A 25,617-nucleotide genomic window follows, 5' to 3' on the forward strand; every position below is an offset into this window, starting at 1 on the left:
CGATCATAGCGTTCCCCGATCTTTGCGGGTTCGGCCCCAGACCCATCCCATAACGGCACACGCGCTTTGGAACAGCGCAAACGCGATAATGGCAAGCATGGGCCCTTCAGACATCGGCGGGATGCCCAGCACGTTCCAAAAAATCAGCGCCAACGCGAGGATCGCCGTCAAAAGCCATCCGAAATACAGCAAAAACCGTTGTTGCGACAAAATTACAAAACTGACGCAGCCCATCAAGATAACGGGGATAAAAAAGACAAAGCTCATGACGCGCCCTTTCCGCCCAAACGGCGCACCCAGCGGCCCAGATAAATCACGGGCCAGCGCAGGATCGACATGCCTGCCGCCAATATCAGCAAGCCTACCCAAGGGCCGTTTTCCCATGTCACGTACCCCACGATCGGGATGCCGATGGCAATCAGGATATAGGCATTGCGCCAGTGCATGTCTTTACTGGGTGTCATGGCCAGAACATTGGCGATCAACGCCCAAAGGCAGGCCAGAATTAAGGATGTGCTCATTTTGGCAACTCCGGTTCTTCCCCCCGAAGCCGCGCCAGAAGATAGCGCAGCGGATTTCGAAACATCGACACAAAAGCAGCAAGCGCCGCGACAGCGGCAAGCGGATGGACCTGAAACCCGATCCAAACGATCAAAACCGGGGCCGCGATCAGCAAAATCACTCCCGGTATATATTGACGGCGCATAGGCAACATCGCGCATGCAACCGATGCAAAAACCCAAGTGATACACGCGAACAAAAGGGTCATGGGTTTGCCCCTTCCTTGCGAAGGCGCATCGCCCACCCAAGCCACGCACCTAAAAGATAGTACACAAAGGCAGGCACAATCACGATTGCTGCAAATATCACCAAGATCATGATCAAATCACCCATGAACAAGGCGGCCCCGATCACCATTGCAAAAAGGCACAGACCGAACAGCACTGCCACTGCTTTGAACGCAAACATGTATCCCAAACGCGCCAGCACAAACCCGATCGGCGCCATGATCAGCCCGACAAAGAACAGCGGCAAGATCTCGGACATGTTCACGGGGATGGAATCGCCTTCGTTGATGCCGGCTTGCGCTGCAGAGGCCGTGAAGACTAGAAAAAAAGCGGCACAGAAACGGGTCATAGTGATCGCGCCCGCAAAACGCGTTCAGAAAAACCGACACCCACAGACAGACCGATGAACGCGGGCAACGCAACCTCAGTCAACGTCGAGTAGGCAAAGCCCTTCGAAAGCATGGCGAAACTGTCTGGCAAGGCCTGCCAATACAGCACCGCCAGACTGGTGCCGCCGCATGTAAGAATAGTCCATTTGGTCCGCGCCATGCCTTTGTGTACCAGAAAGACGCCTCCCAAACCGCCAAACACCGCAGGGGCCAAAGTCACCATGGTATCAAACCAACTCACGCAGCCCCCTTCATCAGACGATCAGGTAAGCCGTTGGCCCAGGTCGAAATCGTCCCGGCCCCAAGGCATACAACCATATCGCCGGGGCGGGCTTGTTCGCGCACAAGGCGTTCAAGATCGGCCTCGTCGTTCACGGCGCGCGCATGACGGTGGCCATGGCGGATCAGCCCTGCGACCAGATCGTCGCGCCCTGCCCCTTCAATCGGCTCTTCGCCGGCGGCAAACACCTCTGCGATGCCCACCACATCCGCGTCGTTGAAACAGGCGCAGAATTCGTCAAAGTGGTGCGAAAGGCGCGTAAAGCGATGCGGTTGATGCACCGCGATCACGCGGCCTTCGCTTGCCTGACGGGCCGCTTTCAACACGGCGGCAATCTCAACCGGGTGGTGGCCATAATCATCAATAATCGTCACACCGTCTATTTCGCCGACTTTGGTAAATCTTCGGTTCACACCACCAAAATTGGCCAAGGCTTCGCGAATTTCATCGGTTTTCATGCCCAAATGGCGCGCGACAGCCACAGCAGACAGCGCGTTGGACACATTGTGGTCCCCCGGCATGGGCAAAGAACAGCCCTCTATCACCTTGTCCTCGGATTGCAGCGCTATATCAAACATCGCAACGCCGCCTTTGTAATGCAGGTTCACGGCCCGCACGTCAGCCTGCGCATTGAACCCATACGTTACAACGCGGCGGTCGGTGATCTTGCCAACAAGGCTTTGCACGTCAGGATCATCGGTGCAGCACACGGCAACACCGTAAAACGGAATGTTGGACACGAAATCCAAGAACCCCTGATGCAGCGCCTCTTCTGTGCCCCAATGTTCCATATGTTCGGGGTCGATGTTGGTCACAATGGCGATGGTGGCGGGCAAACGATTGAACGTGCCGTCGCTTTCGTCCGCTTCAACCACCATCCATTCACCAAGGCCCACACGCGCGTTCGAACCATAGGCGTGGATGATGCCACCATTGACGACCGTGGGATCAAATTTGCCCGCCACCATCAATTCGGCCATCATTGTGGTGGTTGTGGTTTTGCCATGGGTGCCTGCAATCGCAATATTGGATTTCAAGCGCATCAGTTCCGCCAGCATCTCGGCGCGGCGCACGATAGGAAGGCCGCGCGCACGGGCCGCGTCCAGTTCAGGGTTGCCCGGTTTGATGGCAGACGAAATGACCACCACGGCCGCATCCTCAATGTTCTCGGCCCGCTGACCCTCAAAGATCAACGCGCCTTGCGTCTGCAAACGGTCGGTGATTTTCGAGGTTTTCAGATCAGACCCCTGCACCACATATCCATGGTTCAAAAGCACCTCGGCAATGCCCGACATGCCAATGCCACCAATGCCAACGAAATGAATGGGGCCCACGTCTCCGGGCAGTTTTGTGGCGGCTGCGTTCATGCGCGTGCTCCTTTATTGGGGTGGCTGTGTTGGGCCAGAGTTTCAACCATATGAACAAGCGCTTCTGTGGCGTCAGGTTTGCCAGCATTTAACGCGGCGCGTGACATCATCAGGGCTGCATCGGGCGTGCCCAGAACGGTTTCGATTTGGGCCGTCAACGCTTCGGGGGTCAGCATGTTCTCAGGGATCAAAATAGCACCGCCTGCCTCAACCAAACCACGCGCATTGGCGGTTTGATGATCGCCGGTCGCCGCCGCAAAAGGCACCAGAATGGAAGGACGCCCGATAACAGATATGTCTGCAACCGAAGATGCGCCTGAACGGCTGATGACCAACTGTGCTTCGGACATGCGGCGCGGCACGTCTTGGAAAAAGGGCTGCACATCGGCGTTTATCCCGTTTTCGGCGTAAAAGCTGCGCACACGGTCTTCGTCTTCGCCACGCGCCTGATGGCTGACACGAATGTTTTGCAACATCGCCATCGGCAGGGCGGCAATCGCAGGCGGCACCACATCCGACAGAATGCGCGCCCCTTGGGATCCGCCAATCACCAGCAATTCCATCGGGTAGTCACCGGGTTGGATATACCCTGCCCCTGCCCGTTCCAGAACCGCACCGCGCACTGGGTTCCCCACATGCACGCCCTCGATCCCTTCGGCCAAATCCGTCGGCCAAGTGCCACACGCCACGGCATCGACACGCGGCGCAAACAGCTTGTTGACGCGCCCCAAGATGCCGTTTTGTTCGTGGATCATGCGTGGCTTGCGCAACAGGGTCGCCGCCGCCATCGCAGGAATAGTCGGATAGCCCCCAAAGCCCACAACAACATCAGGCTTGTCCCGCATCATTTTGAAAGCGGCCGTGATCACGCCGCCGGCAATACGAAACGGCACCAACGCTTTGGCCGCAAGCCCCCCGCGTGCGAAGGTTGCGCTGCTGATCTGTTCAATCTCGGTGGTGTGCGGAAATCCGCCAGTATAGCGTGCCCCACGGGCATCGGTGCTGAGCTTCACGCGCCACCCTTTTGCCAACATCGTCTCGGCCAGCGCCTGGGCCGGAAACATATGTCCGCCCGTGCCACCTGCCGCAATCATCAACAAAGGTTGGTTCATTTCATACGTCCCCGGCCCAATAGCTCGCTGATCTCGCCCTGCGGACGCGACCGTGTGAAGGCCAGAAGCATACCCAAGGCAATCCCCGACGCAATGACTGACGATCCACCGTAGCTGACAAACGGCAAAGTCATGCCTTTGGCGGGCAACAGACGCACAGCGACGCCCATATTGATCATCGCCTGAACACCAAACATGCAGGCCAATCCGGTGCCTGCCAAACGAATGAACGGATCACGTTCACGCACCAAACGCAGCAGTGATCGCACCACAATCCCCGCATACAAAGCGATGATGCACATCACCATGATCAGCCCGTATTCTTCGGCAGCGACCGCAATAATGAAATCTGTGTGCGCATCCGGCAGCGACCACTTCACCTGACCTTCGCCCACCCCCACACCAAACAGACCACCTTCACGAATGGCATTTGTGGCATAGCCAAGCTGGGTGGTGGGATCGACATCGGCGCTTAAAAACCCGTCAATGCGGCGCGCGAAATGTTCCGAATTGGCGTAGGCAACAGTCCCTGCAACAACAACCAGTCCCGCCATGCCCACCAGCAAAAGCATGGGTGCGCCAGCCACAAAATACATCACGCCCCAGCCAAACAACACCAGACATGCCTGACCAAAGTCGGGCTGCATCGCGAGCATAAAAACGATCGTCACGCATAAGATAAAGGACCATGTGCGGCCCGGAGGACCGTTCAATTCGTGTCCCGCCGCCAACATCCAAGCCGCCACAACCACAAAACCGGGTTTCAAAAATTCAGACGGTTGCACCGACGCAAAGCCAAGCGAATACCAACGCACCGCCCCTTTGCCAAAATCCGTACCAAAGAACGGCAACATCGCCAAAGCAACAAAAGCGCATAAAAACCCAAGAACCGCGAGGCGTCGCACAACCAAAGGCGTCATCATAGACGTTAAAATCATCGCCAACAGCGCAACACAGCCAAAAAACGCTTGGCGCTGCACGTAGTGAAAGGGTTCAAATCCGTTTTTGGCTGCAAGTGGCGGAGACGAGGCCAGCCCAAGCAAAAGCCCCACAGCAAACAGGATCAAAATGCACGACATCGCCCATTTATCAATTGTGCGCCACCATTTGGGAAGGATCGGTTCACCCCGCTGAACGGGAACCGCGCCATAGACCATTTCAGTCATGGGTACTGCCTTTACACTGCCTCTTTGCTCGCATGTTTTGCAACAGGAGCTGCCCCATTCTTGGGATCTAGCGCCAAGTATAGCGTGTTTTGGTGCGCAGCGCTACTGCCAATTGCGCTGACGCAGAAGGCCACAACCAGATTTAGACCGGCACGGAAAAAGCGCCAAACCGGCGTGGATAGGACGTGCGGATGGTGGATATTTCCAATGCGGCTTGCGCGTCTTGGGGATCAGCCCGCAGGGGTTATCCCCAGTTACCGGCCAAATGTACCACGTGTCGGGTAATCATCGGACTGGTTCGCTTTCATTCCGCGCAACACATTGGCCAGCGGCGGGCGCAGGAATGGCGCATTGGAAATATCCACCATGCGCAAGACGCCTTCCGGCATAATCACGAACAACCCGGGTTCCGCAAAAGCACGCCCGTCTGCCTCTTGGGGAGAGCGCGGATTTGACACATAAAGCCCCATCGAAATCATCTGATCCGTCGTCAATCCATACCCGATCGGCATGCTGAGTGCGCATTCGGATTGCATTTTCGCCGCTTTGTCTTGCGGATCTCCCGACGCCACAACCACATCACAGCCTGCGGCATGAAAGTCAGGTAAAAGTGCTTCAAGATCCGCCAAGTATTCCACACACAAAGGGCAGTGTAACCCACGGTAAATGATCAATAATTGCCAGTCAAAACCCTTTGATGGCGTGCCCAGTGAAAGCCGGCCTCCACCCAGTGCCGCCACATCTTGTGTTGGGAAAACCTCACCTGTGTTCAGTGCTTGCATGATCAAATCCTTCTTTCTTTGTCCAAACTGTCGCAGGCTGCGCGGCATTTGCCAAGACGGCTTGACCCCTTTGGGCCGCTCTGGCACTGCAAAACCATGCAAACTGACACGTTGATCATTGGCGCGGGCGCTGCGGGCCTGATGTGTGCGGCCCATGCCCCCGGACACGTGCTGATCGTGGATCACGCCAAAAAACCGGGAGAGAAAATCCGTATTTCTGGCGGGGGGCGCTGTAATTTCACCAACATGTATTGCGAGGCCCACGCCTTTTTGTCGCAAAATCCCCACTTCGCCAAATCGGCGCTGGCGCGGTACACGCAATGGGATTTTGTCGAACTGGTGGACAGCTACGGCATCAAATGGCACGAAAAGACGTTGGGCCAGCTTTTTTGTGACGTTTCTGCCAAAGACATTGTCGCCATGCTGCTGGATCTGTGCGCCAAAAACGACGCTGAGGTCCGGCTTGAAACCAGCGTGAAGGCAATTGAGCAAAATGCCGACGGGTACAGCGCCACGTTGGTGACTGGCAGCACGCAAACGCGTCTCTCCTTCAAGAACCTCGTCATCGCAACAGGCGGCAAATCAATCCCGAAAATGGGGGCCACCGGGTTCGCCTATGATGTGGCGCACCAATTTTCTATCCCTGTGACGGACATCCGTCCTGCCCTTGTGCCTTTTACCTTCCCCGAGAACCGGTTTACGCCGTTGGCTGGCGTCGCTTTGCCGTCCCGCGTAACTGCAGGTGCGGGACAATTCGACGAAGCGATGTTGTTTACGCACCGTGGTCTTTCCGGCCCCGCTGTTTTGCAGGCCTCAAGCTATTGGGTCGAAGGCGATGTCATCACCTTGAACATTGACCCCGCCAACACACTGATGCAGGCGCTGCGCGACAAGCGTCAGACTTCGGGGCGCAAGAACTTGACGACCGAACTGGCCACGTTACTGCCGGGGCGGCTGGTTGAATTTCTAACGGACGAGCTGGCCCTGAGCGGAAACCTTGCCGATCAATCCGACGCACGGCTTGGGCAAATCTGCGAGGCGTTGCAGAACTGGCAGCTGTCCCCCAACGGCACCGAAGGGTATCGCACTGCTGAGGTCACACTGGGTGGCGTCGATACGGATGCGCTGTCGTCCAAGACAATGGAATGCAAAGATGTGCCGGGCCTCTATTTCATTGGCGAAGCGGTGGATGTGACGGGTTGGCTTGGCGGCTACAACTTCCAATGGGCATGGGCCTCGGGCATGGCCTGTGCGCGCAGCCTATGAGCGATAACATCATCGGATACATGGCCTTGCCGCCAAGCCGCCTATGGACCTACACCAAGTGGTTCGCGATCCTTTGGGTGATTTATGCTGTGATTGTGGGCGACGCGGTGATTACCTATTTTATGTTGCAGGCCACCTTGGCACCGCTGATTTTCATTGCCTTGTTTGCCACCCTCAAAACCAACACGACCCTGATCAAGACCCAACGGTTTTGGCCCTGCCTTCGCGAGGCCGTCGCATGGGCGCTGATGATGACCTACTGGGCTTTTATTCTGGTGATTTCATGCAACTTGTTCATGCCCACTGGTGTCAGCTTTTTAACAACTGGGGGACCGGCGGATGGGACATTTTGGGGGGACCTGCTGCGTGTCTACGACTTTGCAGGTCTTTGGCAGGTGGCTGGCCGTGATCTGGTCGTTTTCTTTATGGACATGTGCCTATTGTTGTTTTGCACGTCCTTCTTTCGCGACAAAGGCATATTCGCCACGCTGGCAAATGCAGACGCCATCATTTTGTTTGTAACAACGCTGGCTATTCTTGCGGCAGACGCATCCGTGACGTTGATCTTTCAAGGCATAACTTTTGATTTAGGGCTGATCTTTGCAGGATTTGTCCAGATCATTGCCGACAGATTGACCTGGCTTATTTGGGCCGTCAGCAACCTGGAGCTTTCGTTTTGGGCCTACTGGGACGCCATCAAAGACCAATTTATCCAAGGGCAAGGCAACCCTTTGTTTCTGACGTCGGCTATGCCGATCGTGTTGCTTTTGGTGGCCTTCACCAAGCTACGTGGACAACAAACACCCGCGGACGGTGATGCAAGCAACCCATACAGCGGACGCGTTACGCTGATTTTTCTGAGTGTCGTGCCAGCGTTCATTTACATCATCGGCGTACACGGTTCGCTGCTAGAGGTGTTTGATGGCACAGAACGCGGGCTGATGCGTATCGTTATGGTGCTTTACACCGTCGCCGCGTTCGCCGTGTTTTTATTGTTTGCAGCGTTGATTTTGCTGGGCCCACTGTATTCGACGGAACGCATGCTGCGTTGGTCGCGGGCCACAGCAGAACCACTGCACGACGAGACCAAAACGCTTCCCTAGTCGGAAAGCCGCGCCACAACCTGAGCTGCAAAATCTTCGCCGCGGCGTTCAAAACTATCGTATTGGTCAAAGCTGGCGGCGGCCGGTGCCAACAAAACAACATCCCCCGCTTCCGCATCCGCGATCGCAGCCGCAACGGCCTCGGCCATTGTCGTGCACACTTGGGTCTCAGCATCCAGCTGCATGGCAAATTGTGCAGCTTCGCGTCCGATCACATAGGCTTTCAGCACCTCGCCAGACACTGCGTTCAACCCCTCAAGCCCGCCTTCCTTTTGTAGCCCACCACAGATCCAGCGAATGCGCTTAAACGCCTGCAACGCCTTGGCCGCGCTGTCTACATTGGTGGCTTTGCTGTCGTTGACATAACGCACGCCCTGCGCCTCGGCGATGGTTTGTGAGCGGTGCGGCAAACCGCCGAATGTATGAAACGCCGCTTCGATCACCTTCGGGGCCAACCCCAAAGCACGGCACGCAGCATAGGCCGCACAGGCATTTTGATGGTTGTGTGCGCCGGGCAATCCCGCAACGCTGCGCAAATCTATGGAGGCAGCTTGTCGTCCCTTGCGGTACTCCGACAAGAACCCTTTGCGTGCAAAGACCTGCCACCCCGGCCCTGTCAGCTTTTCCTCGACAGAAATCCGCATGACACGGTCGTCTGTTGGCCCTTCGGACAGTTGCCCTGCCAAAAAGCGCCCTTCGTCTTCGTCCACACCGACAATGGCACGGTCGGGGCCCCCTTCAGAGAACAACCGCCGCTTGGCCGCAAAGTACCCGCCCATCCCGTGATGCCGGTCCAGATGGTCGGGGGACAGGTTGGTAAAGACGGCAATGTCCGGAGTGAGGCTGCGCGCCAATTCAGTCTGATACGACGAAAGCTCAAGCACCACCACTTCACCGTCAATAGGCGGATCAATATCCAGAACGCCCCGTCCGATGTTGCCCGCCAACTGACATGGACGCCCGACATGTTCCAAGATGTGGTGGATCAATGCTGAGGTTGTCGATTTACCATTCGATCCCGTCACAGCGACCACTTGCGGGGTGATGTCGAAATTGTTCCAGTCCGATGTGGCAAAGCTTTGGAAAAAGAGCCCGATGTCATTGTCGACAGGCACACCAGCCGCCAAGGCTTTGGACACAACGGGGTTCGGCGCCGGGTAAAGATGGGGGATACCGGGTGACACAATCAGCCGTGCAACATCATCAAAAGCACCTTGCTTTTTAAGGTCACGACACGTCAACCCATGCGTTTCCGCCGCCACACGCGCAGCTTCATTGTCATCCCAACAGATCGGTGTCGCACCGCCATCAACCAGCGCCAGAGCAGCAGAAAGGCCGGAGCGCCCCAGCCCTAGAACAGCCACGTTTTTACCCGATAGACCTTGAACTGTAATCATCGTTTGCACATTGGAGGCTAGCCCCCAAACCCCTAGGATTTTTTTAGGAAAAAGACATTCGGCGTGTGCCGGTTACCGTACCTTCAGCGTCGCCAGCCCGATCATTGCCAAGATCAAAGAGATGATCCAAAACCGGATGACGATCTGTGGTTCGGCCCAGCCTTTCTTTTCATAGTGGTGATGGATGGGTGCCATCAAAAACACCCGTTTGCCTGTGCGCTTGAAATAGAGCACCTGTATGATCACCGACATTGCCTCAACCACGAACAGGCCGCCGACGATCGCCAACACCAATTCGTGTTTGGTGCTGACTGCAATCGCGCCCAAGGCCCCGCCCAAAGCCAATGACCCCGTATCTCCCATGAAAACAGCAGCGGGGGGGGCGTTGTACCACAAAAAGCCTAATCCGCCGCCGAACAGACCTGCGGTAAAGATCAGGATTTCGCCGGTGCCAGGCACATAGTGCACATCCAGATATTCCGTGAAATCCACGCGCCCCACTGCATAGGCAATCACGCCCAAAGTCCCTGCTGCAATCATCACAGGCATAATCGCCAAGCCATCCAGACCGTCCGTCAGGTTCACCGCATTCGCAGCCCCAACGATCACGATGATCGAAAACGGTATGAACAAATAGCCAAGGTTGATCAGCGTGTCTTTGAACACAGGCAAAGCCAGTTGGTTTTGCAACGCCTCCGGGTGGTTGATGGCTGCGACATAGGCCGCGATCCCTGCGATAAGGAACCCCAAAAGCAAACGGACTTTGCCCGAAACACCCGCCGTCGTCTGCTTGGAAACCTTCGCGTAGTCGTCGGCGAACCCGATGGCGGCAAAGCTGAGCGTCACAAACAAAACGATCCACACAAAAGGGTTGTCCAAACGCGCCCACAGCAATGTGGATGTGGTCAAAGCGCCCACAATCAGCAGTCCACCCATGGTCGGTGTACCTGCTTTTGCAAAATGCCCTTCGGGGCCGTCATCGCGAATGGGTTGGCCTTTGCCTTGGCGGCGGCGCAGCACGTTGATCAGGGGTTGCCCGAACAGAAACCCGAACAAAAGCGCTGTCATGAAAGCCCCGCCTGCGCGGAACGTGATGTAGCGGAACAGGTTGAAAAAGTCCCCCCCATCGGAAAGTGCTGTCAACCAATAGAGCATTTCCGCCCCCTCTACTCACGATTTAGTGTTTTTATGCGTTGGAACGGGGATGGCCCATTTTACGGATGGCGTCAACGATTAGCCCCAGTTTCATCGACAAAGACCCCTTCGCCAACACCACATCACCCGCATCCAAGCTTGTGCGGACATCGATCTGATCCGAAGTCTGCGCCCATTGCCCGCGCCTTTGATCGGGTAAAGCATCGTAGAAATGCCGCATCAACGGGCCAATGCAATGTATCACGTCCAGTTCTTGAACAAACGGCAAGTCCGCAAGGCCCGCGTGCAGCGGCACCTCGTCCGACCCAAGCTCTTTCATGTCACCGACAAATGCGACACGGCGCCCCTTGCCCACGCGCCCGACATCATCGACTGGCTCTGCGGCAGCCAACACTTCCAAAGCCGCCGCCATGGACGTGGGGTTTGCGTTGTAGCTGTCGTCGATCAATTCCAGCGTCAGGTGGGTCTCCACAGGATCCAGCACAATCGTTTCGCGTGCACCGCGTCCTTTGTATGGCGACCAACGCCCCAAAGACGCTGCCGCCAGCGCGAGATCAGCGCCCAAAGCCTCGCAACAGGCCAGTGCCCCCAACCCGTTCATCGCAAAGTGCCGGCCAGCCGTGTTGATCTTGAACAGCAGCGGCTTTTCAAAGGCTTCGGCTTGCACAACGGTTGTGTCTCCTTGAATAGACACATTTTTCAAAACGTAATCAAAGCCGTGTTCGCCAAACCCGATGTCTCGGCGCTTCATGTCATGCGCTTTGGATTGCAAGATTGCAGCCGTTTCAATGTCGTTGTTGATGACAGCCGATCCGCCATATTCCAGCCCTTCCATGATGCTGGCCTTCTCGACCGCAATGCCGGAAATGTCGTCAAAGGCTTCCAAATGCGCGGCCGCCACCGTGGTGATCATCGCCACATGCGGGCGTGCCATCTTGGCCAAAGGCGCGATTTCGCCGGGGTGGTTCATGCCGATCTCGATCACCGCGTATTCGGTGTCCGCGGGCATCCGCGCCAGGGTCAATGGCACCCCCCAATGGTTGTTGTAAGACGCGACAGAGGCATGGGTGCGCCCCTGATCGCCCAACATGTCGCGCAGCATTTCCTTGGTCGATGTTTTGCCAACAGACCCTGTCACCGCCACCACACGGGCATCGGTGCGCGCCCGTGCCGCAACGCCCAAAGCTTCGAGCCCGGACAAGACATCTGCAACAATCAGCAACGGTGCAGTTTCGTCCATCCCGTCAGGGATGCGCGAGACCAGCGCAGCGCTGGCGCCTTTCTCCAAGGCTTGGGCCACGAAGTCATGCCCGTCACGGGCCGCTTCCAACGCCACAAACAAATCGCCCGGTTCTATCGTGCGGGTATCGATGGACACGCCCGTCGCCTTCCACGGAACAGTGACTTTGCCACCAGTGGCTTGCGCCGCCGCATCCGATGTCCAAAGGCTCATGCCAGTCTCCCCTCAAGGGCTGCAACCGCAACACTTGCCTGTTCTGCATCGTCAAAGGGCAACACATCATCGCCGACGATTTGCCCGCTTTCATGACCTTTGCCCGCAATCAACAGCGCGTCGCCCGGACCAAGGGTGTCAATGGCCCGCAAAATCGCTTCGGCGCGGTCGCCCACTTCCGTGGCCTCTGGGCAGCCTTCCATCACCGCCGCGCGGATCAATGCAGGATCCTCAGAGCGCGGATTGTCATCGGTCACAAACACAACATCCGAATTTTCCGCCGCCGCCCGCCCCATCAAAGGTCGCTTGCCCGCATCCCGGTCCCCGCCAGCACCGACAATTGCCACCAATCGCCCCATCACATGCGGACGCATGGCCGAAAGCGCCGTGGACACCGCGTCGGGTGTGTGGGCGTAATCCACAAACACCGCAGCCCCATTGGCACGAGTTGCGGCCAATTGCATCCGGCCTCGCACAGTGGTGAGATGTTCAAGCGTGTCAAAGACATGGTCGGGTTTAGCGCCACAAGCGATTACAAGTGCCGCGGCCAGCATGACATTGTCAGCCTGAAACGCCCCCAAAAGGTTCAAACGCGTCTGATAGGTTTTTCCCAGATATGAAAAACGCAGGTCCTGCCCCGTCGCATCCATCCGTTGTGCCACCAATTGCAAGTCCGCGCTTGTCCGCCCAACGGTGATCAAACCTTGGCCCCGCACCGTTGCAATCGCCACCATATCAACGCCGTGCGCATCATCCATGTTAATGACAGCGGTGCCATCCTCGGGCAGCACGCGCGCGAACAATCCCGCTTTGGCGTCGAAATAGGCTCCAAATGTTTCGTGATAATCCAGATGGTCTTGGGTGAAATTGGTGAACCCCGCCGCCTTCAGAACAACCCCGTCCAAACGGCGTTGGTCCAACCCGTGCGAGGACGCTTCCATCGCCGCATGGGTGATGCCTTCAAAAGCTGCCTGTTTCAAAGTGCGGTGCAATGTGATCGGTTCTGGTGTTGTGTGGTTCAAAGGGGCAGCCCACGATCCTTCCACCCCCGTGGTGCCAAGGTTGACGGCCTCAATATCCAATTCGTTCCAGATCTGGCGCACAAACGTGGACACGGATGTTTTGCCATTGGTGCCTGTGACTGCGATCATCGTTTTGGGCTGTGCCCCGAAAAACAAGGCGGCTGTGCGCGCCATGGTTTCGCGCGGTGTTTCAGACACAACCAACGCCGCATTCCCGTCGCGCAACGCCTCTGCTGCGATCAAAGCACCTTCGGGATCGGTCAAAATGGCCGCCGCCCCTTTGGCCAACGCGGCTTTTACAAATGTCGCCCCATGGATGTTGCTGCCGGGCATAGCGCAAAACAAGCAGCCCGGACGGACCTCGCGGCTGTCCACCGCCATCGACCCCAATACCGGATTCGCGTCCCCCACGGCCATCAGACCCAAAGATTTCAAAGAGATAGAGATCGGAGTGACCATGCCCGCTGCCTTTTCGGCTCAGTTGCTGCTGGTCAGCGTTATATCAGCCAAGGACACCGGTTCAACGGTTGGACGCATCCCCAACAACGGGGCCACGCGGCGGATCATTTCCGCGGCAACAGGCACTGCGGTCCAACCCGCGGTGCGACGCGGTTTGTCACCTGATGTCTCGACCGGTTCGTCCAACGTCACAACCAGCACGTATCTGGGGTCATGGGCGGGAAAAATGGACGCGAACGTCGCAATCACCTTGTCGTCGTAATATCCGCCACGCGGGCGTGGTTTATCGGCGGTGCCGGTTTTGCCACCCACTGCGTAGCCTTCGACTTCTGCAAAACTGGCTGTGCCTTCGGACACAACCTTACGCAGCATTGTGCGCGCAGCAGAGGCCGCATTGGTGCTCATGACGCGTGGACCATGTTTCGCGCCATCCTGTTTCAGAATGGTCGGAGTTACCGCAAATCCGCCATTTGCAATGGCGGCATATCCGGCCGCCAAATGCATGGGCGACGACGACAACCCGTGACCGTAAGATATTGTAACAGCAGACAAATCCGTCCAACGTTTGGGCAACAGAGGCTTGCCGCCCGATGCTTCGACAATTTCGAAATCGGTGGGTTCAAAAAAACCCATGGACTTCAGAAATTCTTTTTGGCGCTTTGACCCGATTTGTAAAACCATTCGGCCCGTGCCCCGGTTCGATGATTTCACGATGATATCGGTCACGCTCAGCGTGCCATAGTTCTTGTTGCGGAATTCGCCAATCGGATAACCACCGACGCGCATCGGGCCATCTGTTTTGATCATGGTCGACGGGTTGACCAACCCAAGGTCTACAGCTTGGGCTGCTGTGAAAATCTTGAACACCGACCCCAATTCATAAACGCCCTGCACAGAACGGTTGAACAAGGGGTCGTCACCCTTGTCGCCTTGTGTGATCGGGCGTGGTCGGTTGTTGGGATCAAAGTCCGGCAAAGATACAACCGAAATGACTTCGCCGGTGTGCACATCCATCAAAACGGACGTCGCACCCTTGGCGTTCAGAAGCTTCATGCCACCATAAAGCACGCGTTCGGCTGCGGCTTGCACCGTCAGGTCCAACGACAATTCCAAAGGCCGGTTGCCATTGGCCGGATCACGCAAATACTCGTCGAAATATTTTTCCACTCCCGCAACGCCGATGACTTCGGCAGCTGACACGCCTTCCTTGCCAAAAGACGCGCCGCCCATGACGTGTGCGGCCAAAGATCCGTTCGGGTACAAGCGCATGTCGCGCGGCCCAAATAACAGGCCCGGATCGCCAATATCATGTACGGCCTGCATTTGCTCGGGGCTGATTTTCTTTTTCACCCACAGAAACTTACGCTTTCCTGTGAAGTCCTTTAGCAACCGTGCAGGATCGAGATCGGGAAAAATACCAACCAATGCTTTGGCGGATCCTTCGGGGTCAATCAACTGGTGCGGTTGGGCGTAAAGAGCATGCGTTTCGAAGTTGGTGGCCAGCAAATTGCCATTGCGGTCTACAATGTCCGCGCGTTGCGCCGAGATTTTCGCCCCTAATGCGGCCGAACGTGGTTCAACCGGATCAGATGTTGCAAGCATTCCCATACGCCCACCCACAACGGCAAACGCGCAAAAGAAAAACATGCCCAGCACCAGCAGACGCCCTTCGGCACGGGACCGTGCCCGCGCTTGCATATCTTCATGACGAATGCGTTTGTTTTCGCGTTCAATCGCGTCCGGGTTCACACCATTTTCACGTGCTTCAAGGATACGGGCCAGAGGGCGTAACGGGATACGGATCATGGCTGGTCTCCGGTGTTGGATACATCAACGGGATTGGTAATGGGCAGCGTTTCGTCGTCTTCAACCACGGGATATGACACTTGATCGATCATGCCGAACTGGTCAGGTGTGATGGGCAGCAGCCCCAAGCTGTCGAAATTGATGTCGGCCAATTCGCGCAACCGGTCGGGGCGGTTCAGGTAGGCCCATTCCGCCCGCAAAACAGCCAACCGCGCATGGCTGGCACGAATTTCTTTACGCAGCTGATCGGTTTCGGCCAAAGACTGTTGCGTGGCATAGTTTTCGCGGTAGGCCCAGAAGGCCAGACCAACGACACCTAGAACTGTCAATATATACAATACAGTGCGCATTATTTGCCCTCGACCGTCGGCATGCCCAACGCCTTTGCGTCCACCAACCCGCTTGGCGCGTCTGTGCGTGTCGCCACCCGTAATTTGGCCGATCTTGCTCGCGGGTTCGCCGCAACCTCATCTGCGTCCGCGGCAATCGCCTTGCGCGATTTGACCGTAAATTGCGCAGGCAGTTTTTCTGTTTCGGGCGCAAAACGATTGGCGTTGGCCTGATTGCCGGATCGCGCGGTCAAAAAGCGTTTGACCATGCGGTCCTCGACGGAATGGAATGTCACAACAGCCAATTGCCCGCCCGGTTTCAGTGCCCGCTCTGCGGCCATAAGCCCCTGAAACAATTCCCCGTATTCGTCATTCACCGCGATGCGCAACGCCTGAAAACTACGCGTGGCGGGATGGGATTGATTGGGTTTGGGGCGCGGCAAACAAGATTCTATGATGCCTGCAAGGCGCAATGTGGTCGTGATAGGTTCAAGCGTCCGTTCGCGTACAATCGCCTTGGCAATCCGGCGAGACGCGCGCTCTTCACCGTAGTGAAACAGAATGGCCGCGATGTGTTCTTCGGCGCCTTCATTGACGATATCGGCGGCAGACAGCCCATCTTGCGACATGCGCATGTCCAAAGGCCCGTCGCGCATAAAGGAAAAACCTCGCTCGGCCAGATCAAGCTGCATAGAGCTAACGCCAAGATCCAGAACCACCCCGTCCAGGTCCTGCGCATAGTCGTCCATCTTAGAAAACACGCCTTGTGTCAGGGTAATACGGTCGCCGTAGTCCCCTACCCAAGGGGCGGCCATTTCAAACGCCAATGGGTCGCGGTCCACACCCACGACATGATCCGCGCCAGCATCCAAAAGATGTTTGGTATAGCCCCCTGCCCCGAACGTGCCATCCAGCCAGCGCCCCTGCACAGGGTCACAGGCTTTGATAATCGCGTTGATCAGCACCGGAATATGTGGCCCAGTTTCCTGACCGCGGTCCGACATTATTCCATGTCCCCGTCCAGATAGACAGAAGGATCAAGATCCGGATCGAACCCATCGTCATCCAATGCCGCGATGCTGTCATCGTAGGCTTCGGGGGTCCAGATTTCGAACGTATCGCCAGAAGACACAAAGCGCGCCATGCCATTCAGACCGATTTTGTCGCGCAGCTTGGCAGGCAAAACGATGCGGCCTGTATCGTCCACAATCACCTCAACGGATTGCGCGGAATACAAACGCTCCATCGCTTTTCGCTTGGCGGACCCACGTGGGAATTTTGCAATTTTGTCGTCGACCTCGTCCATGGCTTCTATCGTGAAGCCTTCAAGGTAGTCGCGCGTCGCGCCGCCATAGACAAGGATGATGCGCGGCGGCAAACCGTCGGTCCAGTCCGGGTCACAGGCTTCGATCACACGGCGAAAAGAGGCCGGTATGGATACCCGCCCCTTCGTGTCGACCTTATGGTCGCTTTCGCCTCTGAACCTGCGTGCCACTGGCCTGCTTCCGTCCCTTGTTTGCGTGCGCGTCCGCACTGAATTCATGTCCCCGTGGTGGATGTAAAAACGGCGGGTTGATCTGCTGCCACTGATCAACCCGCCGCCATTGTCCCGCTTGGCGGGAAGTCCAGCTGCGCGCGCCACCTGGGGGGATGTCTGCTCGCTCGCGCGCCGGATCTCTTGGTCTGATGAAAGCGAGGTGCCTGTATGAAACCTGCTAGAGTTTTGTTTTTGTGTGGGGTCGTTTGGTGCCCCGTGGTCTCGTTCTCATCCGATGCACTAGGGATGCCATGGGAATGCATGGGCTGACAAGGGATTATTTGGGTAGAATGGTACTACAGGTGGTTATCGAGAGGTCTGAAAAACAAGATATTGTGGTGAAATCGGGGAGTTCTGTGGCTCAAATTGGGATTTGTGTCTACACAAACACTACATCTGGTGCCAGCAGAACATACCCCAAAGCTGCCCATGAATTCCCAAAAAAATTTAATTATTTTTAGGAGGCAATTGATGTTCTCTTTACGTTCTCGCGCTGGATACGTCACATATCGCGAAGTGCGCACGCATTCCAAGCAAATTTTGCACTTTGATTCGCGCAAATCGCTACAAATACCATGAATTCCCATAACGGGTTGGCGATTAAATATTCCATTCGAACGACGATTGACCGTCCTTGTACAAGCATCCAGGCGTCGCTTATGGTTAGAAAAACTGAAAACGATTATGACAAACATCCTTACATTGCTGCGCGACAGTTGGCGGCTGGTTTCTCAAAACTTCACAAAAACCGCCTCCCTATGCGCTTTACCCATCCTGCTCATTGTTCTGAGCGGTGCTGTTCTTTTCGGTACGCAGCACCTCTTGCCAAAGGCAACGTTTCTTGCCATTTCGCCTATCCCCAAAATCATCTCATGGGGCATTTACTTCATCGCTGTCGTGCTTTTGGCCGTGCGTTGGCACCGCTATGCTCTGCTGGGCACTGCAAGCACGAAAATCAACACGACCTCTGCCTTCGCGCCTTTCAAAAAATATGCCCTCAACTCGGTCATCTTTTTCGTAATTGTGTTATTCTCAGCGCTTGCAGTTATGGCGATATGGGCGATTGTCTTTACGCTGACTGGAACGACAGAAAGTATCGTCCGCTCACCAGTGCAAATGCTTCTTCCGGTTTTGATGTATTTAGTCGCAATTTGGATTGGATTGCGCATCTCATTAATCCTACCCGCCGCATCACTTGAAAAAAAGATGTCCATAAAAGACAGCTGGGCCGCGACGGCCACAATAAAGTGGGCAGCCTTCGCAGCCTACTTGATAATCTTCATTGCTTTCACACTCATAGGAATACTCCTGAATGAAGCGATAGGGGAAATCGGTAAGAGCTTTGTAGCCTTTGCTCAAACCCTATTTTCACTAAGCCTAATTAGAGTAATCTACGCTAAGCTCGTGCAAAACGACACAGCGGCTTAAGCCATCCCACCGTCAATCAAGCCTTTGGCGATCTGCGCATAGGCCTGCGCCATCGGCCCGTCGCCTGCTGCAATCGGTGTGCCGCCGTCGCCCGCAAGGCGCGTGTCCAGATCAATCGGCAACGCCCCAAGCAATGGCACGCCCATCTTGTCGGCCTCGGCGGCAACTCCGCCCTGCCCGAAAATCTGATGTTCTGACCCGCAATCGGGGCAGACAAACATCGACATGTTTTCGATCAGGCCCAGTACTGGCGTCTTGAGCGTCGCAAACATATCCAGTGCCTTGCGCGCATCAATCAGCGCCACGTCTTGCGGCGTGGACACCACAATCGCGCCTGTCAGCTCGGACTTGGTACATAGTGTCAGTTGCACGTCACCTGTGCCCGGGGGCAAATCGACAAGCAGAACATCCAGTTCGCCCCACTCCACCTGCCCCAGCATTTGCTGTAACGCCCCCATCAACATAGGGCCACGCCAAACCACCGCCTTGCCTTCTTCCATCATGAAACCGATAGACATCAGCGTCACACCATGAGCGTGCAAGGGAATGATCGTTTTGCCATCCGGCGACGCGGGGCGTTTGTTCACACCCATCATACGCGGTTGCGAGGGGCCGTAGATGTCGGCGTCCAGCAGGCCAACTTTGCGGCCCTGTTTGGCCAAGGCGACGGCAAGGTTTGAAGACACAGTAGATTTGCCGACGCCACCCTTGCCCGATCCAATCGCCAAAATGCGCTGTACGCCGGACGGCTTGGTTGGGCCGTCTTGTGGCTTGGGGTGGCCCCCGATTTTCAAGTTGGGCGGCGGGGCTTTTGCGGCGGGGCCATGCGCTGTCAATGCGGCAGACACTTTAGACACCCCGTCCAATTCCATCACAACGGCTTCTGCGGCTTTGCGCGCCCCTTCCATCTGGGCGGCGATTTCGGGCGACGGTGCCTCAACCACAAAACTGACGCTGTCGCCGTTGATCGTGACTGCTCGGATCATGTCCCGACTGACCAGTGTATCGCCGCCAGGCAGCCCCACACGGGACAAAGCGGATAGGACGTCTTCTTTGGTCACGGACATATGGCGCGTCTCCTTTAATGTAGTCACTGGTGTAATTGTGCTTTTTGAACAAAAGAACAAGGCATTCCGTCAAGGCCTACTTAATTCGCAAACCGCATTAATATTAAGCATTTGAATTTCAAGGTTAATGCTATGCAATTGCTGCATGGCAGCATTGAAAAACTAATCATTGTGCAGGCGCAGCATTGGCATATGTTACCCCTAACGAACGACGCAGTAGCCAACGAAAGACGAGATAATCATGGCATACTTTACAGACACAAACGCACGCAACGACCTGACCGGTCGCGTATTGGCAACACTGGCACAATGGCTTGACGCCGCAGCGACACGTCGCGCAAAGCGCCGCGTTTATCGCGCCACGTTCAATGAGCTGGCCAGCCTGACCAACCGCGATCTGGCTGATCTGGGCATCAACCGCAGCGAAATCAAACGCTTGGCCTATGAGGCCGCGTACCTGAACTAAGACAACTGAAACAGGCGCTTCTTTCCTCCTCCCTTGAAGCGTCTGCTTTACGCGGTGACATCTTTCTCCTCCCTTTAGGATGTCACCGCATTTTTACACCGGACCTAATAGTCCAAAGACACAACCGGATCAGGCGCCCTCTCCTCCCTTGGTGCGTCTGTGCATAGCGGCAGCATCTTTCTCCTCCCATTGAGATGCTGCCGCATACTGCACCCAATAACCTGCAGGGTCTCTCCTCCTCCCTGACGCTGCAGGTTGATCAAGACGGCGGTCGCTCCTCCCAGCGGCCGTCGTTTTTCGTTTGATGTCTCAAAATTCCGTAAGGTCGCGATTGACCCGAACCCGCCCAGCGCCAAAGCTGAAACGCAAAGGGAGACCGCACATGAACCTCGACGACGCGATGAACACCCGCCGCAGCATCCGCGGCTATCAAGACAAACCCGTGCCCAAAGAGCTGATCGAAGAGATCATCGCCCTGGCCAACCGTGCACCGTCTTCCATGAACACGCAGCCATGGCATTTGCATGTGTTGACCGGCGACCCTCTGAACAAAGTGCGCATGGGCAACCAAAGCCGCATGATGGAAGGCGTGCCGCCAAGCCGCGAAATTCAGGACCATGGCGCATATGAAGGTGTACACCGCGATCGCCAGATCGAGATAGCGGTACAGCTGTTTGAGGCTATGGGCATTGAGCGCGACAACAAGGAAAAACGTCTGGATTGGGTCATGCGCGGGTTTCGCCAATTCGATGCCCCGGTGTCTATCGTGGTGTGCTACGACAAATCCATGGAGCCAGGCGGCACGATCGCACATTTTGACCTTGGCGCCGTCACTTACGGGTTGGTTTTGGCTGCTTGGTCCAAAGGGCTGGGATGCGTCATCAACGGTCAGGGCATTATGCAAAGCCCTGTTGTGCGCGAAATCGCACAAATTCCGGACGACCAAATCATCATGACCTGTGTCGCAATGGGCTGGCCGGATGACAGTTTCGATGCCAACGCGGTCGTCTCACGGCGCCGTCCTGTCGAAAACCTGACCCGCTTTGTGGGGTTCGACGACTGACATTGCGTCAGACCTTGACCTAAAGCGTACTTCAGGCGCCACCCTCGTTCAGAATCAACGTGCGGGGGGATAAGCGATGACATTGGACGTCTTTTTACTGGGTGGCACCGGGTCCATTGGGACGGCTTTGGTTACTGAACTGGTGGCAAGGGGCCACCGTGTTACAGCCCTAAGCCGGTCTGCCGCGTCGGATCATCGCCTGCAAGCTATGGGTGCGCAGGTTCTGCGCGGCGATATGATGGATCCCGCCCGCTGGATGCCTGCCGCCCTTTCCCACGACGCGTTTGTTCAAGCCGCCGCGACATTTGGCGACGATATGGCCGAGGCCGACAATCGTGTTGTCTCACAATTGTTGACGGATGCAGAACGCGCCGGACCCAAACTGCGGGTTTTGTACACCGGGGGCTGCTGGCTTTATGGCGACACTGGCGGCAACATCGCCACCGAAACATCTGCCTTTGATCCCCTGCCCGCCTTTGCGTGGATGGTGCATCATGCGCAGCGCTTGTTGCGGGCCAGTCATCTGTCTGTCGCAGTCGTACATCCTGCCATGGTGTATCATTTGGATGGCGGTGGGGTCTTTGAACGGTTTCGCGACGCAGCCCGTTCCCATGATCCGGTGGAAATTTGGGGAAGCCCCAACACCAGATGGCCTTTGATAGAACGGCACGATCTGGCACGGGCCTATTGCGATCTGTTGGTACGTCCCGATCTAAGCAGACATTTCAACGCCGTGGCACAGCAAGGCGTGCGGGTCGGCGACATCGCAAACACGATCACACGCTGGTATGCCAGCCAAAGCAGCACAATGGTCCGCAGCGTGGCCGACGTGATGCAAGCGCACGGGGAATGGGCCAAAGGCCCGACACTTGACCAATCCCTGTCCAGCGCGAAACTGCAAACCGCAACGGGATGGCGTCCCCGTTTCACCCAGTTCCAGACAGCGCTTGATCTACAAACTGTTAATGCCAGCTGACAAACAGCACTGGTCACATTTCCCCGCCTCTTCAAAGCGCTGGTCAGTTTCACCGCCTCGTGCCAAAACTGTGCGATCAGGAAAAAGGAAGCCCTATGTCCCTTGTCATTACATCACTCTACGCAGGTCTTATTGCCCTACTGTTTATCGCCCTTAGTGTTCGCGTTGTGCGTTATCGCCGTGGCAATCGCGTGTCGGTCGGGCACCAAGGCCACAAAGATCTGGAACAACGCATGCGTGCGCAGGCCAACTGCGGCGAATACGCGCCGATGGGTCTGATTCTGCTGCTTATTTCGGAAATCCAAGGTGCGCCGCCGGTGGCATTGCATGTCCTTGGCATCATGTTGGTGGCTGGTCGGATCATGCATGCGATCGGATTCTCAAAGCACCCGCAGATCATGGGGTTGCGTGTCGGCGGCATGGTTTTGACCTTTTCGATGATTGTGTTCACCGCTTTGGGTCTTTTGGCCCACGCATTGTTTTAAGCGCATACCATGAGACGGGGGGGGCGCGGCACAACACTGGCGTCGCGCACCTCCAAAGACCCATTTTGCGGATTGCAGCCTATTGAGTGGCCATGATGCATACATCCCCATGCAAATCTAAGTGCAAACTTCCCGCGTCCGATTGGACAGCGCTTCCGATGCCGATGAAAACAACCAGAAGCGCCAGCTTTAAATCACCTAAAACACTCATCTTAACCTCCTGTTATTATTTTGAAAAACGATGTGCAGGTCTCTGCGTCTGTTTGCGTCGGCACACTGCACCGGTACTTTTTCCGAAGATAGAATCCATCAAATCCTCCAAAAAACAGCAGCGCAGTTTTGCAAGGTGCATTTGCTGCATCGTCATCTCGTCATGCCCTTGATACGCAGTGCCAAAGACCTTCCGTCGCGATAATTCATTTTTTTCGCATTTCTTGAAAATTAGCACTTGCAGGTTTTGTGCAGCGATTATATTCCGCCTCTCAAGGAAGCGGGCGTAGCTCAGGGGTAGAGCATAACCTTGCCAAGGTTAGGGTCGGGCGTTCGAATCGCCTCGCCCGCTCCAATATAACCACCATACCCCGGTGGTTAACGATAGGGCCACCTTCGGGTGGCCCGTCGTCGTTTTAGCGCCTTGATATCTTACTGTAATTTGGCCAGCACAATCGCCTGTATACGGCAGCTTTACAAAACAATTCACAAACAGTCAGCTCCGACAAAGCAGCAGTTCAAAACGTCTAAATGTAAGAGAATTTTGGTGCGGTCGAGAAGACTCGAACTTCCACGGGTGTTACCCCACAGCGACCTCAACGCTGCGCGTCTACCATTCCGCCACGACCGCACGCCATGGATGGTGAGCAGGCTTTACCCCCCTTGCGCACAGATGTGAAGAGAAAATTGACGTAAAGCAAAACTCAGTGCAAACTCCCGCTATACGCGTAGTCATTTTTACAAAATCATTCACAAAGCATGGAATTTTCATGACAAATCCTTTTCCGCTTTCTCAGGCGCAGGTCCAGCTGACGCTGGCTGCTCTCGCCTATGCCGCTGACACCAAAGACTCCAAAACAGGCGAATACCCCCCAATGAGCGTGGTCAAAGCCCGCATAACTGGCCAGTTGAACAGCAATGAATATTGCGCAAATCACACGTGGACCGTTGTCTGGGGGCCAGTGCAGACCTCCCTGACCGACAATTTGGTCTATGTCGCCCTGAATACGGTTTCAGGCGAATTGGCTGTCAATCTACGGGGCACGACGACGCAATTTCTGTCGCGTCTTGAAGATCTTCCAAGTGGCCAAATCACGTTTCCTACTGGCAATACCACGGGCGCTGCGGTGTCTGCTGAATTCCACAATGCCTTGTCGGAGATGCTGGATGCCAAAGATCCGGACACCGGACTGACGCTGCAAGCCTATGTCGCGGGCCAGATCACGCAGGGGCAAACGGTTTATGTGAACGGTCACAGTCAGGGCGCCGCCCTTGTCCCTATGATGCAAGCGGCCCTTCAGAACGGGTGGAACAGCATCCCCGGCATTGCAGCGACCTTCAAAGGGTTTGCATTTGCCCCCCCGACCTCTGGCAATCCTGCATTTGCCACTTGGGTCGCTGACACTGTGGACTGTTGGTTTGTGATAAATCCGTTGGACATCGTGCCTTTGGGGTATGACGCGATCATGGACATTATCACCAAGACCATCCCCGGTCCCATTCCTGACGGCTGGGAAGGTTACGCCATCAAAAAACTGGTGAACTATGCCGCATATATTGCATCCTTGGCTGGCACTTGGGCGCAACCGTCGCAGCAGGCCCTGACCCAAAGCGTTCCCCTACCCGACCTCCATTTCTTTGAGCAGATCGGCGGACAGCACAACCACAACAGCTATTTGCATCTTTTGGGGGCCAAACAAATTACCAATGATGCCAGCGGCGCGTCCCCGATGTCGGGGACGATCACACCTCCGTATGTGACTGTGCCTTAGGCAACGCGCGGCCTTGCAATTCGCATCAAGGGGCATGATCTTACCCCCAACAGATCATTCCCCGGAGAAACGCATGGCAGATACAGCCCCCCAAGGTCCCGTTTTGGATGTAGACATCGTGTCGGACGTGATGTGCCCATGGTGCATTATCGGCTACAAGCAACTCGAACAGGCGTTGGCCGCCACGGGTATCGGTGCGCGTATCCGCTGGCATCCCTTCGAATTGAACCCCGACATGCCGGTCACTGGGCAAAACACATCAGAACATATTCAGCAAAAATACGGCAGCACCGCCGAACAGTCCGCAGCGGCGCGTCAACAAATGACCGACCTTGGCACGTCACTGGGGTTTCAGTTCAACTGGACGCCGGACAGCCGTATGTGGAACACGTTTCTAACGCACCAAGTTCTGGACTTTGCCCTAAGCCAAGGGGTGCAACATCCACTTAAGATGGCATTTTTTGATGCGCATTTCACCAATCAGCGCGACCTGTCCGATCGTGCGGTGTTGATTGACGTCGCAGCATCGGTTGGCCTTGACCCGGTGGATGTCGCCCGCGTCATCGACACGGGTGAGCTGGCAGACACTGTCCGAGAAAAACAACAGTTCTGGACATCGCGCGGCGTGTCGGGGGTGCCTTCTATGATTTTTGCCGGAAAATATCTGGTGACCGGTGCCCAAGGCGCAGACAATTATGCGCAGATCTTGCAACAAACCCTGAACGAGGCCGCCTGAACC

27 protein-coding genes and 2 tRNA genes are annotated in these 25,617 nt (G+C 56.0%); 10 read left to right on the plus strand and 19 right to left on the minus strand.

Annotated features, from left to right (window positions below; all coding sequences use genetic code 11):
• Nucleotides 1-3: 3 nt before the first annotated feature.
• From ASD8599_RS12575 to ASD8599_RS12615, 9 genes are all read right to left on the minus strand, one after another.
• A complete protein-coding gene (locus ASD8599_RS12575) occupies nt 4-267 on the minus strand; it encodes a hypothetical protein (RefSeq protein ID WP_108828858.1) in 264 nt (87 codons plus the stop codon).
• A complete protein-coding gene (locus ASD8599_RS12580) occupies nt 264-521 on the minus strand; it encodes a DUF2484 family protein (RefSeq protein ID WP_108828859.1) in 258 nt (85 codons plus the stop codon). Before ASD8599_RS12580 ends, ASD8599_RS12575 begins: the two co-directional genes overlap by 4 nt.
• Entirely contained in the window at nt 518-769 is a 252-nt protein-coding gene (locus ASD8599_RS12585; protein ID WP_108828860.1) for a DUF2484 family protein, read from the minus strand. The genes ASD8599_RS12580 and ASD8599_RS12585 overlap by 4 nt, the downstream gene beginning before the upstream one ends.
• Nucleotides 766-1,137, minus strand: coding sequence for a hypothetical protein (locus ASD8599_RS12590; RefSeq protein WP_108828861.1), 372 nt, complete (start codon nt 1,135-1,137; stop codon nt 766-768). The genes ASD8599_RS12585 and ASD8599_RS12590 overlap by 4 nt, the downstream gene beginning before the upstream one ends.
• The gene (locus ASD8599_RS12595; protein ID WP_108828862.1) at nt 1,134-1,418 is read right to left on the minus strand and encodes a hypothetical protein; all 285 of its coding nucleotides are present in this window, start codon (nt 1,416-1,418) and stop codon (nt 1,134-1,136) included. The genes ASD8599_RS12590 and ASD8599_RS12595 overlap by 4 nt, the downstream gene beginning before the upstream one ends.
• On the minus strand, nt 1,415-2,824 hold the full coding sequence (gene murC, locus ASD8599_RS12600; RefSeq protein ID WP_108828863.1) for a UDP-N-acetylmuramate--L-alanine ligase: 1,410 nt from the start codon (nt 2,822-2,824) through the stop codon (nt 1,415-1,417). Before murC ends, ASD8599_RS12595 begins: the two co-directional genes overlap by 4 nt.
• The gene (locus ASD8599_RS12605) at nt 2,821-3,936 is read right to left on the minus strand and encodes a UDP-N-acetylglucosamine--N-acetylmuramyl-(pentapeptide) pyrophosphoryl-undecaprenol N-acetylglucosamine transferase (RefSeq protein ID WP_108828864.1); all 1,116 of its coding nucleotides are present in this window, start codon (nt 3,934-3,936) and stop codon (nt 2,821-2,823) included. Before ASD8599_RS12605 ends, murC begins: the two co-directional genes overlap by 4 nt.
• Nucleotides 3,933-5,102, minus strand: a complete 1,170-nt coding sequence (gene ftsW, locus ASD8599_RS12610; RefSeq protein ID WP_108828865.1) for a putative lipid II flippase FtsW — start codon at nt 5,100-5,102, stop codon at nt 3,933-3,935. Before ftsW ends, ASD8599_RS12605 begins: the two co-directional genes overlap by 4 nt.
• Nucleotides 5,103-5,356: 254 nt before the next feature.
• Nucleotides 5,357-5,884 (minus strand): redoxin domain-containing protein, encoded by a 528-nt coding sequence (locus ASD8599_RS12615; RefSeq protein WP_108828866.1) that lies wholly within the window; start codon nt 5,882-5,884, stop codon nt 5,357-5,359.
• Nucleotides 5,885-5,980: 96 nt separating this feature from the next.
• Between ASD8599_RS12615 and ASD8599_RS12620 the strand changes: the two genes are divergently transcribed.
• Nucleotides 5,981-7,150, plus strand: a complete 1,170-nt coding sequence (locus tag ASD8599_RS12620; RefSeq protein WP_108830163.1) for a BaiN/RdsA family NAD(P)/FAD-dependent oxidoreductase — start codon at nt 5,981-5,983, stop codon at nt 7,148-7,150.
• Entirely contained in the window at nt 7,147-8,253 is a 1,107-nt protein-coding gene (locus tag ASD8599_RS12625; RefSeq protein ID WP_108828867.1) for a hypothetical protein, read from the plus strand. The genes ASD8599_RS12620 and ASD8599_RS12625 overlap by 4 nt, the downstream gene beginning before the upstream one ends.
• On the opposite strand, the gene murD is transcribed toward ASD8599_RS12625, so the two are convergent.
• From murD to mraZ, 8 genes are all read right to left on the minus strand, one after another.
• The gene (gene murD, locus ASD8599_RS12630; protein WP_108828868.1) at nt 8,250-9,650 is read right to left on the minus strand and encodes a UDP-N-acetylmuramoyl-L-alanine--D-glutamate ligase; all 1,401 of its coding nucleotides are present in this window, start codon (nt 9,648-9,650) and stop codon (nt 8,250-8,252) included. The genes ASD8599_RS12625 and murD overlap by 4 nt on opposite strands.
• A gap of 72 nt (nt 9,651-9,722) precedes the next feature.
• Nucleotides 9,723-10,805, minus strand: coding sequence for a phospho-N-acetylmuramoyl-pentapeptide-transferase (mraY, locus tag ASD8599_RS12635; RefSeq protein ID WP_108828869.1), 1,083 nt, complete (start codon nt 10,803-10,805; stop codon nt 9,723-9,725).
• Between the two features lie 31 nt (nt 10,806-10,836).
• On the minus strand, nt 10,837-12,258 hold the full coding sequence (locus tag ASD8599_RS12640; protein WP_108828870.1) for a UDP-N-acetylmuramoyl-tripeptide--D-alanyl-D-alanine ligase: 1,422 nt from the start codon (nt 12,256-12,258) through the stop codon (nt 10,837-10,839).
• Nucleotides 12,255-13,739: a UDP-N-acetylmuramoyl-L-alanyl-D-glutamate--2,6-diaminopimelate ligase gene (locus ASD8599_RS12645; RefSeq protein WP_108828871.1), complete on the minus strand. Its 1,485-nt coding sequence runs from the start codon at nt 13,737-13,739 to the stop codon at nt 12,255-12,257. Before ASD8599_RS12645 ends, ASD8599_RS12640 begins: the two co-directional genes overlap by 4 nt.
• 18 nt (nt 13,740-13,757) lie before the next feature.
• Nucleotides 13,758-15,545 (minus strand): peptidoglycan D,D-transpeptidase FtsI family protein, encoded by a 1,788-nt coding sequence (locus tag ASD8599_RS12650; RefSeq protein WP_108828872.1) that lies wholly within the window; start codon nt 15,543-15,545, stop codon nt 13,758-13,760.
• The gene (ftsL, locus tag ASD8599_RS12655) at nt 15,542-15,895 is read right to left on the minus strand and encodes a cell division protein FtsL (protein ID WP_108828873.1); all 354 of its coding nucleotides are present in this window, start codon (nt 15,893-15,895) and stop codon (nt 15,542-15,544) included. Before ftsL ends, ASD8599_RS12650 begins: the two co-directional genes overlap by 4 nt.
• Entirely contained in the window at nt 15,895-16,878 is a 984-nt protein-coding gene (gene rsmH / locus ASD8599_RS12660) for a 16S rRNA (cytosine(1402)-N(4))-methyltransferase RsmH (RefSeq protein ID WP_108828874.1), read from the minus strand. The genes ftsL and rsmH overlap by 1 nt, the downstream gene beginning before the upstream one ends.
• Entirely contained in the window at nt 16,878-17,369 is a 492-nt protein-coding gene (gene mraZ, locus ASD8599_RS12665) for a division/cell wall cluster transcriptional repressor MraZ (RefSeq protein WP_108830164.1), read from the minus strand. Before mraZ ends, rsmH begins: the two co-directional genes overlap by 1 nt.
• Nucleotides 17,370-18,095: 726 nt before the next feature.
• On the opposite strand from mraZ, the gene ASD8599_RS12670 reads away from it, so the two are divergent.
• On the plus strand, nt 18,096-18,839 hold the full coding sequence (locus ASD8599_RS12670) for a hypothetical protein (RefSeq protein ID WP_108828875.1): 744 nt from the start codon (nt 18,096-18,098) through the stop codon (nt 18,837-18,839).
• Here the strand turns inward: ASD8599_RS12670 and ASD8599_RS12675 are convergent.
• On the minus strand, nt 18,836-19,906 hold the full coding sequence (locus ASD8599_RS12675) for an Mrp/NBP35 family ATP-binding protein (RefSeq protein ID WP_108828876.1): 1,071 nt from the start codon (nt 19,904-19,906) through the stop codon (nt 18,836-18,838). The genes ASD8599_RS12670 and ASD8599_RS12675 overlap by 4 nt on opposite strands.
• Nucleotides 19,907-20,147: 241 nt before the next feature.
• Here ASD8599_RS12675 and ASD8599_RS12680 point away from each other — a divergent pair, with 241 nt between their 5' ends.
• The 5 genes from ASD8599_RS12680 (at nt 20,148) to ASD8599_RS12700 (ending at nt 23,461) form a co-directional block, all read left to right on the plus strand.
• On the plus strand, nt 20,148-20,372 hold the full coding sequence (locus ASD8599_RS12680; protein ID WP_108828877.1) for a DUF1127 domain-containing protein: 225 nt from the start codon (nt 20,148-20,150) through the stop codon (nt 20,370-20,372).
• 382 nt (nt 20,373-20,754) lie between these two features.
• Nucleotides 20,755-21,435, plus strand: coding sequence for a nitroreductase (locus ASD8599_RS12685; RefSeq protein WP_108828878.1), 681 nt, complete (start codon nt 20,755-20,757; stop codon nt 21,433-21,435).
• A 76-nt stretch (nt 21,436-21,511) separates the two neighbouring features.
• Nucleotides 21,512-22,411: an NAD-dependent epimerase/dehydratase family protein gene (locus tag ASD8599_RS12690; RefSeq protein WP_245926029.1), complete on the plus strand. Its 900-nt coding sequence runs from the start codon at nt 21,512-21,514 to the stop codon at nt 22,409-22,411.
• A gap of 95 nt (nt 22,412-22,506) precedes the next feature.
• Nucleotides 22,507-22,896, plus strand: a complete 390-nt coding sequence (locus ASD8599_RS12695; protein ID WP_108828879.1) for an MAPEG family protein — start codon at nt 22,507-22,509, stop codon at nt 22,894-22,896.
• Nucleotides 22,897-23,386: 490 nt separating this feature from the next.
• A tRNA-Gly gene (locus ASD8599_RS12700) sits at nt 23,387-23,461 on the plus strand.
• A 190-nt stretch (nt 23,462-23,651) separates the two neighbouring features.
• Here ASD8599_RS12700 and ASD8599_RS12705 read toward each other — a convergent pair.
• Nucleotides 23,652-23,737, minus strand: a tRNA-Leu gene (locus ASD8599_RS12705).
• Between the two features lie 139 nt (nt 23,738-23,876).
• On the opposite strand from ASD8599_RS12705, the gene ASD8599_RS12710 reads away from it, so the two are divergent.
• Together ASD8599_RS12710 and ASD8599_RS12715 are read left to right on the plus strand one after the other, a co-directional pair.
• Nucleotides 23,877-24,878, plus strand: coding sequence for a lipase family protein (locus ASD8599_RS12710; protein WP_108828880.1), 1,002 nt, complete (start codon nt 23,877-23,879; stop codon nt 24,876-24,878).
• Nucleotides 24,879-24,951: 73 nt separating this feature from the next.
• Nucleotides 24,952-25,614 carry a DsbA family oxidoreductase gene (locus ASD8599_RS12715; RefSeq protein WP_108828881.1) on the plus strand — a complete coding sequence of 221 codons (663 nt, stop codon included), beginning with the start codon at nt 24,952-24,954 and terminating at the stop codon, nt 25,612-25,614.
• Nucleotides 25,615-25,617 lie beyond the last annotated feature (3 nt).

The sequence above is a fragment of the Ascidiaceihabitans donghaensis genome (genome assembly GCF_900302465.1).
Taxonomy (GTDB): domain Bacteria; phylum Pseudomonadota; class Alphaproteobacteria; order Rhodobacterales; family Rhodobacteraceae; genus Ascidiaceihabitans; species Ascidiaceihabitans donghaensis.

What these genes read in the sequence shown, in the direction of transcription:
- ASD8599_RS12640 (WP_108828870.1), bottom strand. Translation starts at nt 12,258, where the DNA reads ATGAGCCTTTGGACATCGGATGCGGCGGCGCAAGCCACTGGTGGCAAA.
- ASD8599_RS12710 (WP_108828880.1), top strand. Translation starts at nt 23,877, where the DNA reads ATGACAAATCCTTTTCCGCTTTCTCAGGCGCAGGTCCAGCTGACGCTG.
- ASD8599_RS12590 (WP_108828861.1), bottom strand. Translation starts at nt 1,137, where the DNA reads ATGACCCGTTTCTGTGCCGCTTTTTTTCTAGTCTTCACGGCCTCTGCA.
- ftsW (WP_108828865.1), bottom strand. Translation starts at nt 5,102, where the DNA reads ATGACTGAAATGGTCTATGGCGCGGTTCCCGTTCAGCGGGGTGAACCG.
- ASD8599_RS12670 (WP_108828875.1), top strand. Translation starts at nt 18,096, where the DNA reads ATGACAAACATCCTTACATTGCTGCGCGACAGTTGGCGGCTGGTTTCT.
- ASD8599_RS12575 (WP_108828858.1), bottom strand. Translation starts at nt 267, where the DNA reads ATGAGCTTTGTCTTTTTTATCCCCGTTATCTTGATGGGCTGCGTCAGT.
- ASD8599_RS12690 (WP_245926029.1), top strand. Translation starts at nt 21,512, where the DNA reads ATGACATTGGACGTCTTTTTACTGGGTGGCACCGGGTCCATTGGGACG.
- rsmH (WP_108828874.1), bottom strand. Translation starts at nt 16,878, where the DNA reads ATGTCGGACCGCGGTCAGGAAACTGGGCCACATATTCCGGTGCTGATC.
- ASD8599_RS12645 (WP_108828871.1), bottom strand. Translation starts at nt 13,739, where the DNA reads ATGGTCACTCCGATCTCTATCTCTTTGAAATCTTTGGGTCTGATGGCC.
- ASD8599_RS12685 (WP_108828878.1), top strand. Translation starts at nt 20,755, where the DNA reads ATGAACCTCGACGACGCGATGAACACCCGCCGCAGCATCCGCGGCTAT.
- ASD8599_RS12620 (WP_108830163.1), top strand. Translation starts at nt 5,981, where the DNA reads ATGCAAACTGACACGTTGATCATTGGCGCGGGCGCTGCGGGCCTGATG.
- mraY (WP_108828869.1), bottom strand. Translation starts at nt 10,805, where the DNA reads ATGCTCTATTGGTTGACAGCACTTTCCGATGGGGGGGACTTTTTCAAC.
- ASD8599_RS12715 (WP_108828881.1), top strand. Translation starts at nt 24,952, where the DNA reads ATGGCAGATACAGCCCCCCAAGGTCCCGTTTTGGATGTAGACATCGTG.
- ASD8599_RS12680 (WP_108828877.1), top strand. Translation starts at nt 20,148, where the DNA reads ATGGCATACTTTACAGACACAAACGCACGCAACGACCTGACCGGTCGC.
- ASD8599_RS12675 (WP_108828876.1), bottom strand. Translation starts at nt 19,906, where the DNA reads ATGTCCGTGACCAAAGAAGACGTCCTATCCGCTTTGTCCCGTGTGGGG.
- ASD8599_RS12585 (WP_108828860.1), bottom strand. Translation starts at nt 769, where the DNA reads ATGACCCTTTTGTTCGCGTGTATCACTTGGGTTTTTGCATCGGTTGCA.
- murC (WP_108828863.1), bottom strand. Translation starts at nt 2,824, where the DNA reads ATGAACGCAGCCGCCACAAAACTGCCCGGAGACGTGGGCCCCATTCAT.
- ASD8599_RS12580 (WP_108828859.1), bottom strand. Translation starts at nt 521, where the DNA reads ATGAGCACATCCTTAATTCTGGCCTGCCTTTGGGCGTTGATCGCCAAT.
- murD (WP_108828868.1), bottom strand. Translation starts at nt 9,650, where the DNA reads ATGATTACAGTTCAAGGTCTATCGGGTAAAAACGTGGCTGTTCTAGGG.
- ASD8599_RS12625 (WP_108828867.1), top strand. Translation starts at nt 7,147, where the DNA reads ATGAGCGATAACATCATCGGATACATGGCCTTGCCGCCAAGCCGCCTA.
- ftsL (WP_108828873.1), bottom strand. Translation starts at nt 15,895, where the DNA reads ATGCGCACTGTATTGTATATATTGACAGTTCTAGGTGTCGTTGGTCTG.
- ASD8599_RS12650 (WP_108828872.1), bottom strand. Translation starts at nt 15,545, where the DNA reads ATGATCCGTATCCCGTTACGCCCTCTGGCCCGTATCCTTGAAGCACGT.
- ASD8599_RS12695 (WP_108828879.1), top strand. Translation starts at nt 22,507, where the DNA reads ATGTCCCTTGTCATTACATCACTCTACGCAGGTCTTATTGCCCTACTG.
- ASD8599_RS12605 (WP_108828864.1), bottom strand. Translation starts at nt 3,936, where the DNA reads ATGAACCAACCTTTGTTGATGATTGCGGCAGGTGGCACGGGCGGACAT.
- ASD8599_RS12615 (WP_108828866.1), bottom strand. Translation starts at nt 5,884, where the DNA reads ATGCAAGCACTGAACACAGGTGAGGTTTTCCCAACACAAGATGTGGCG.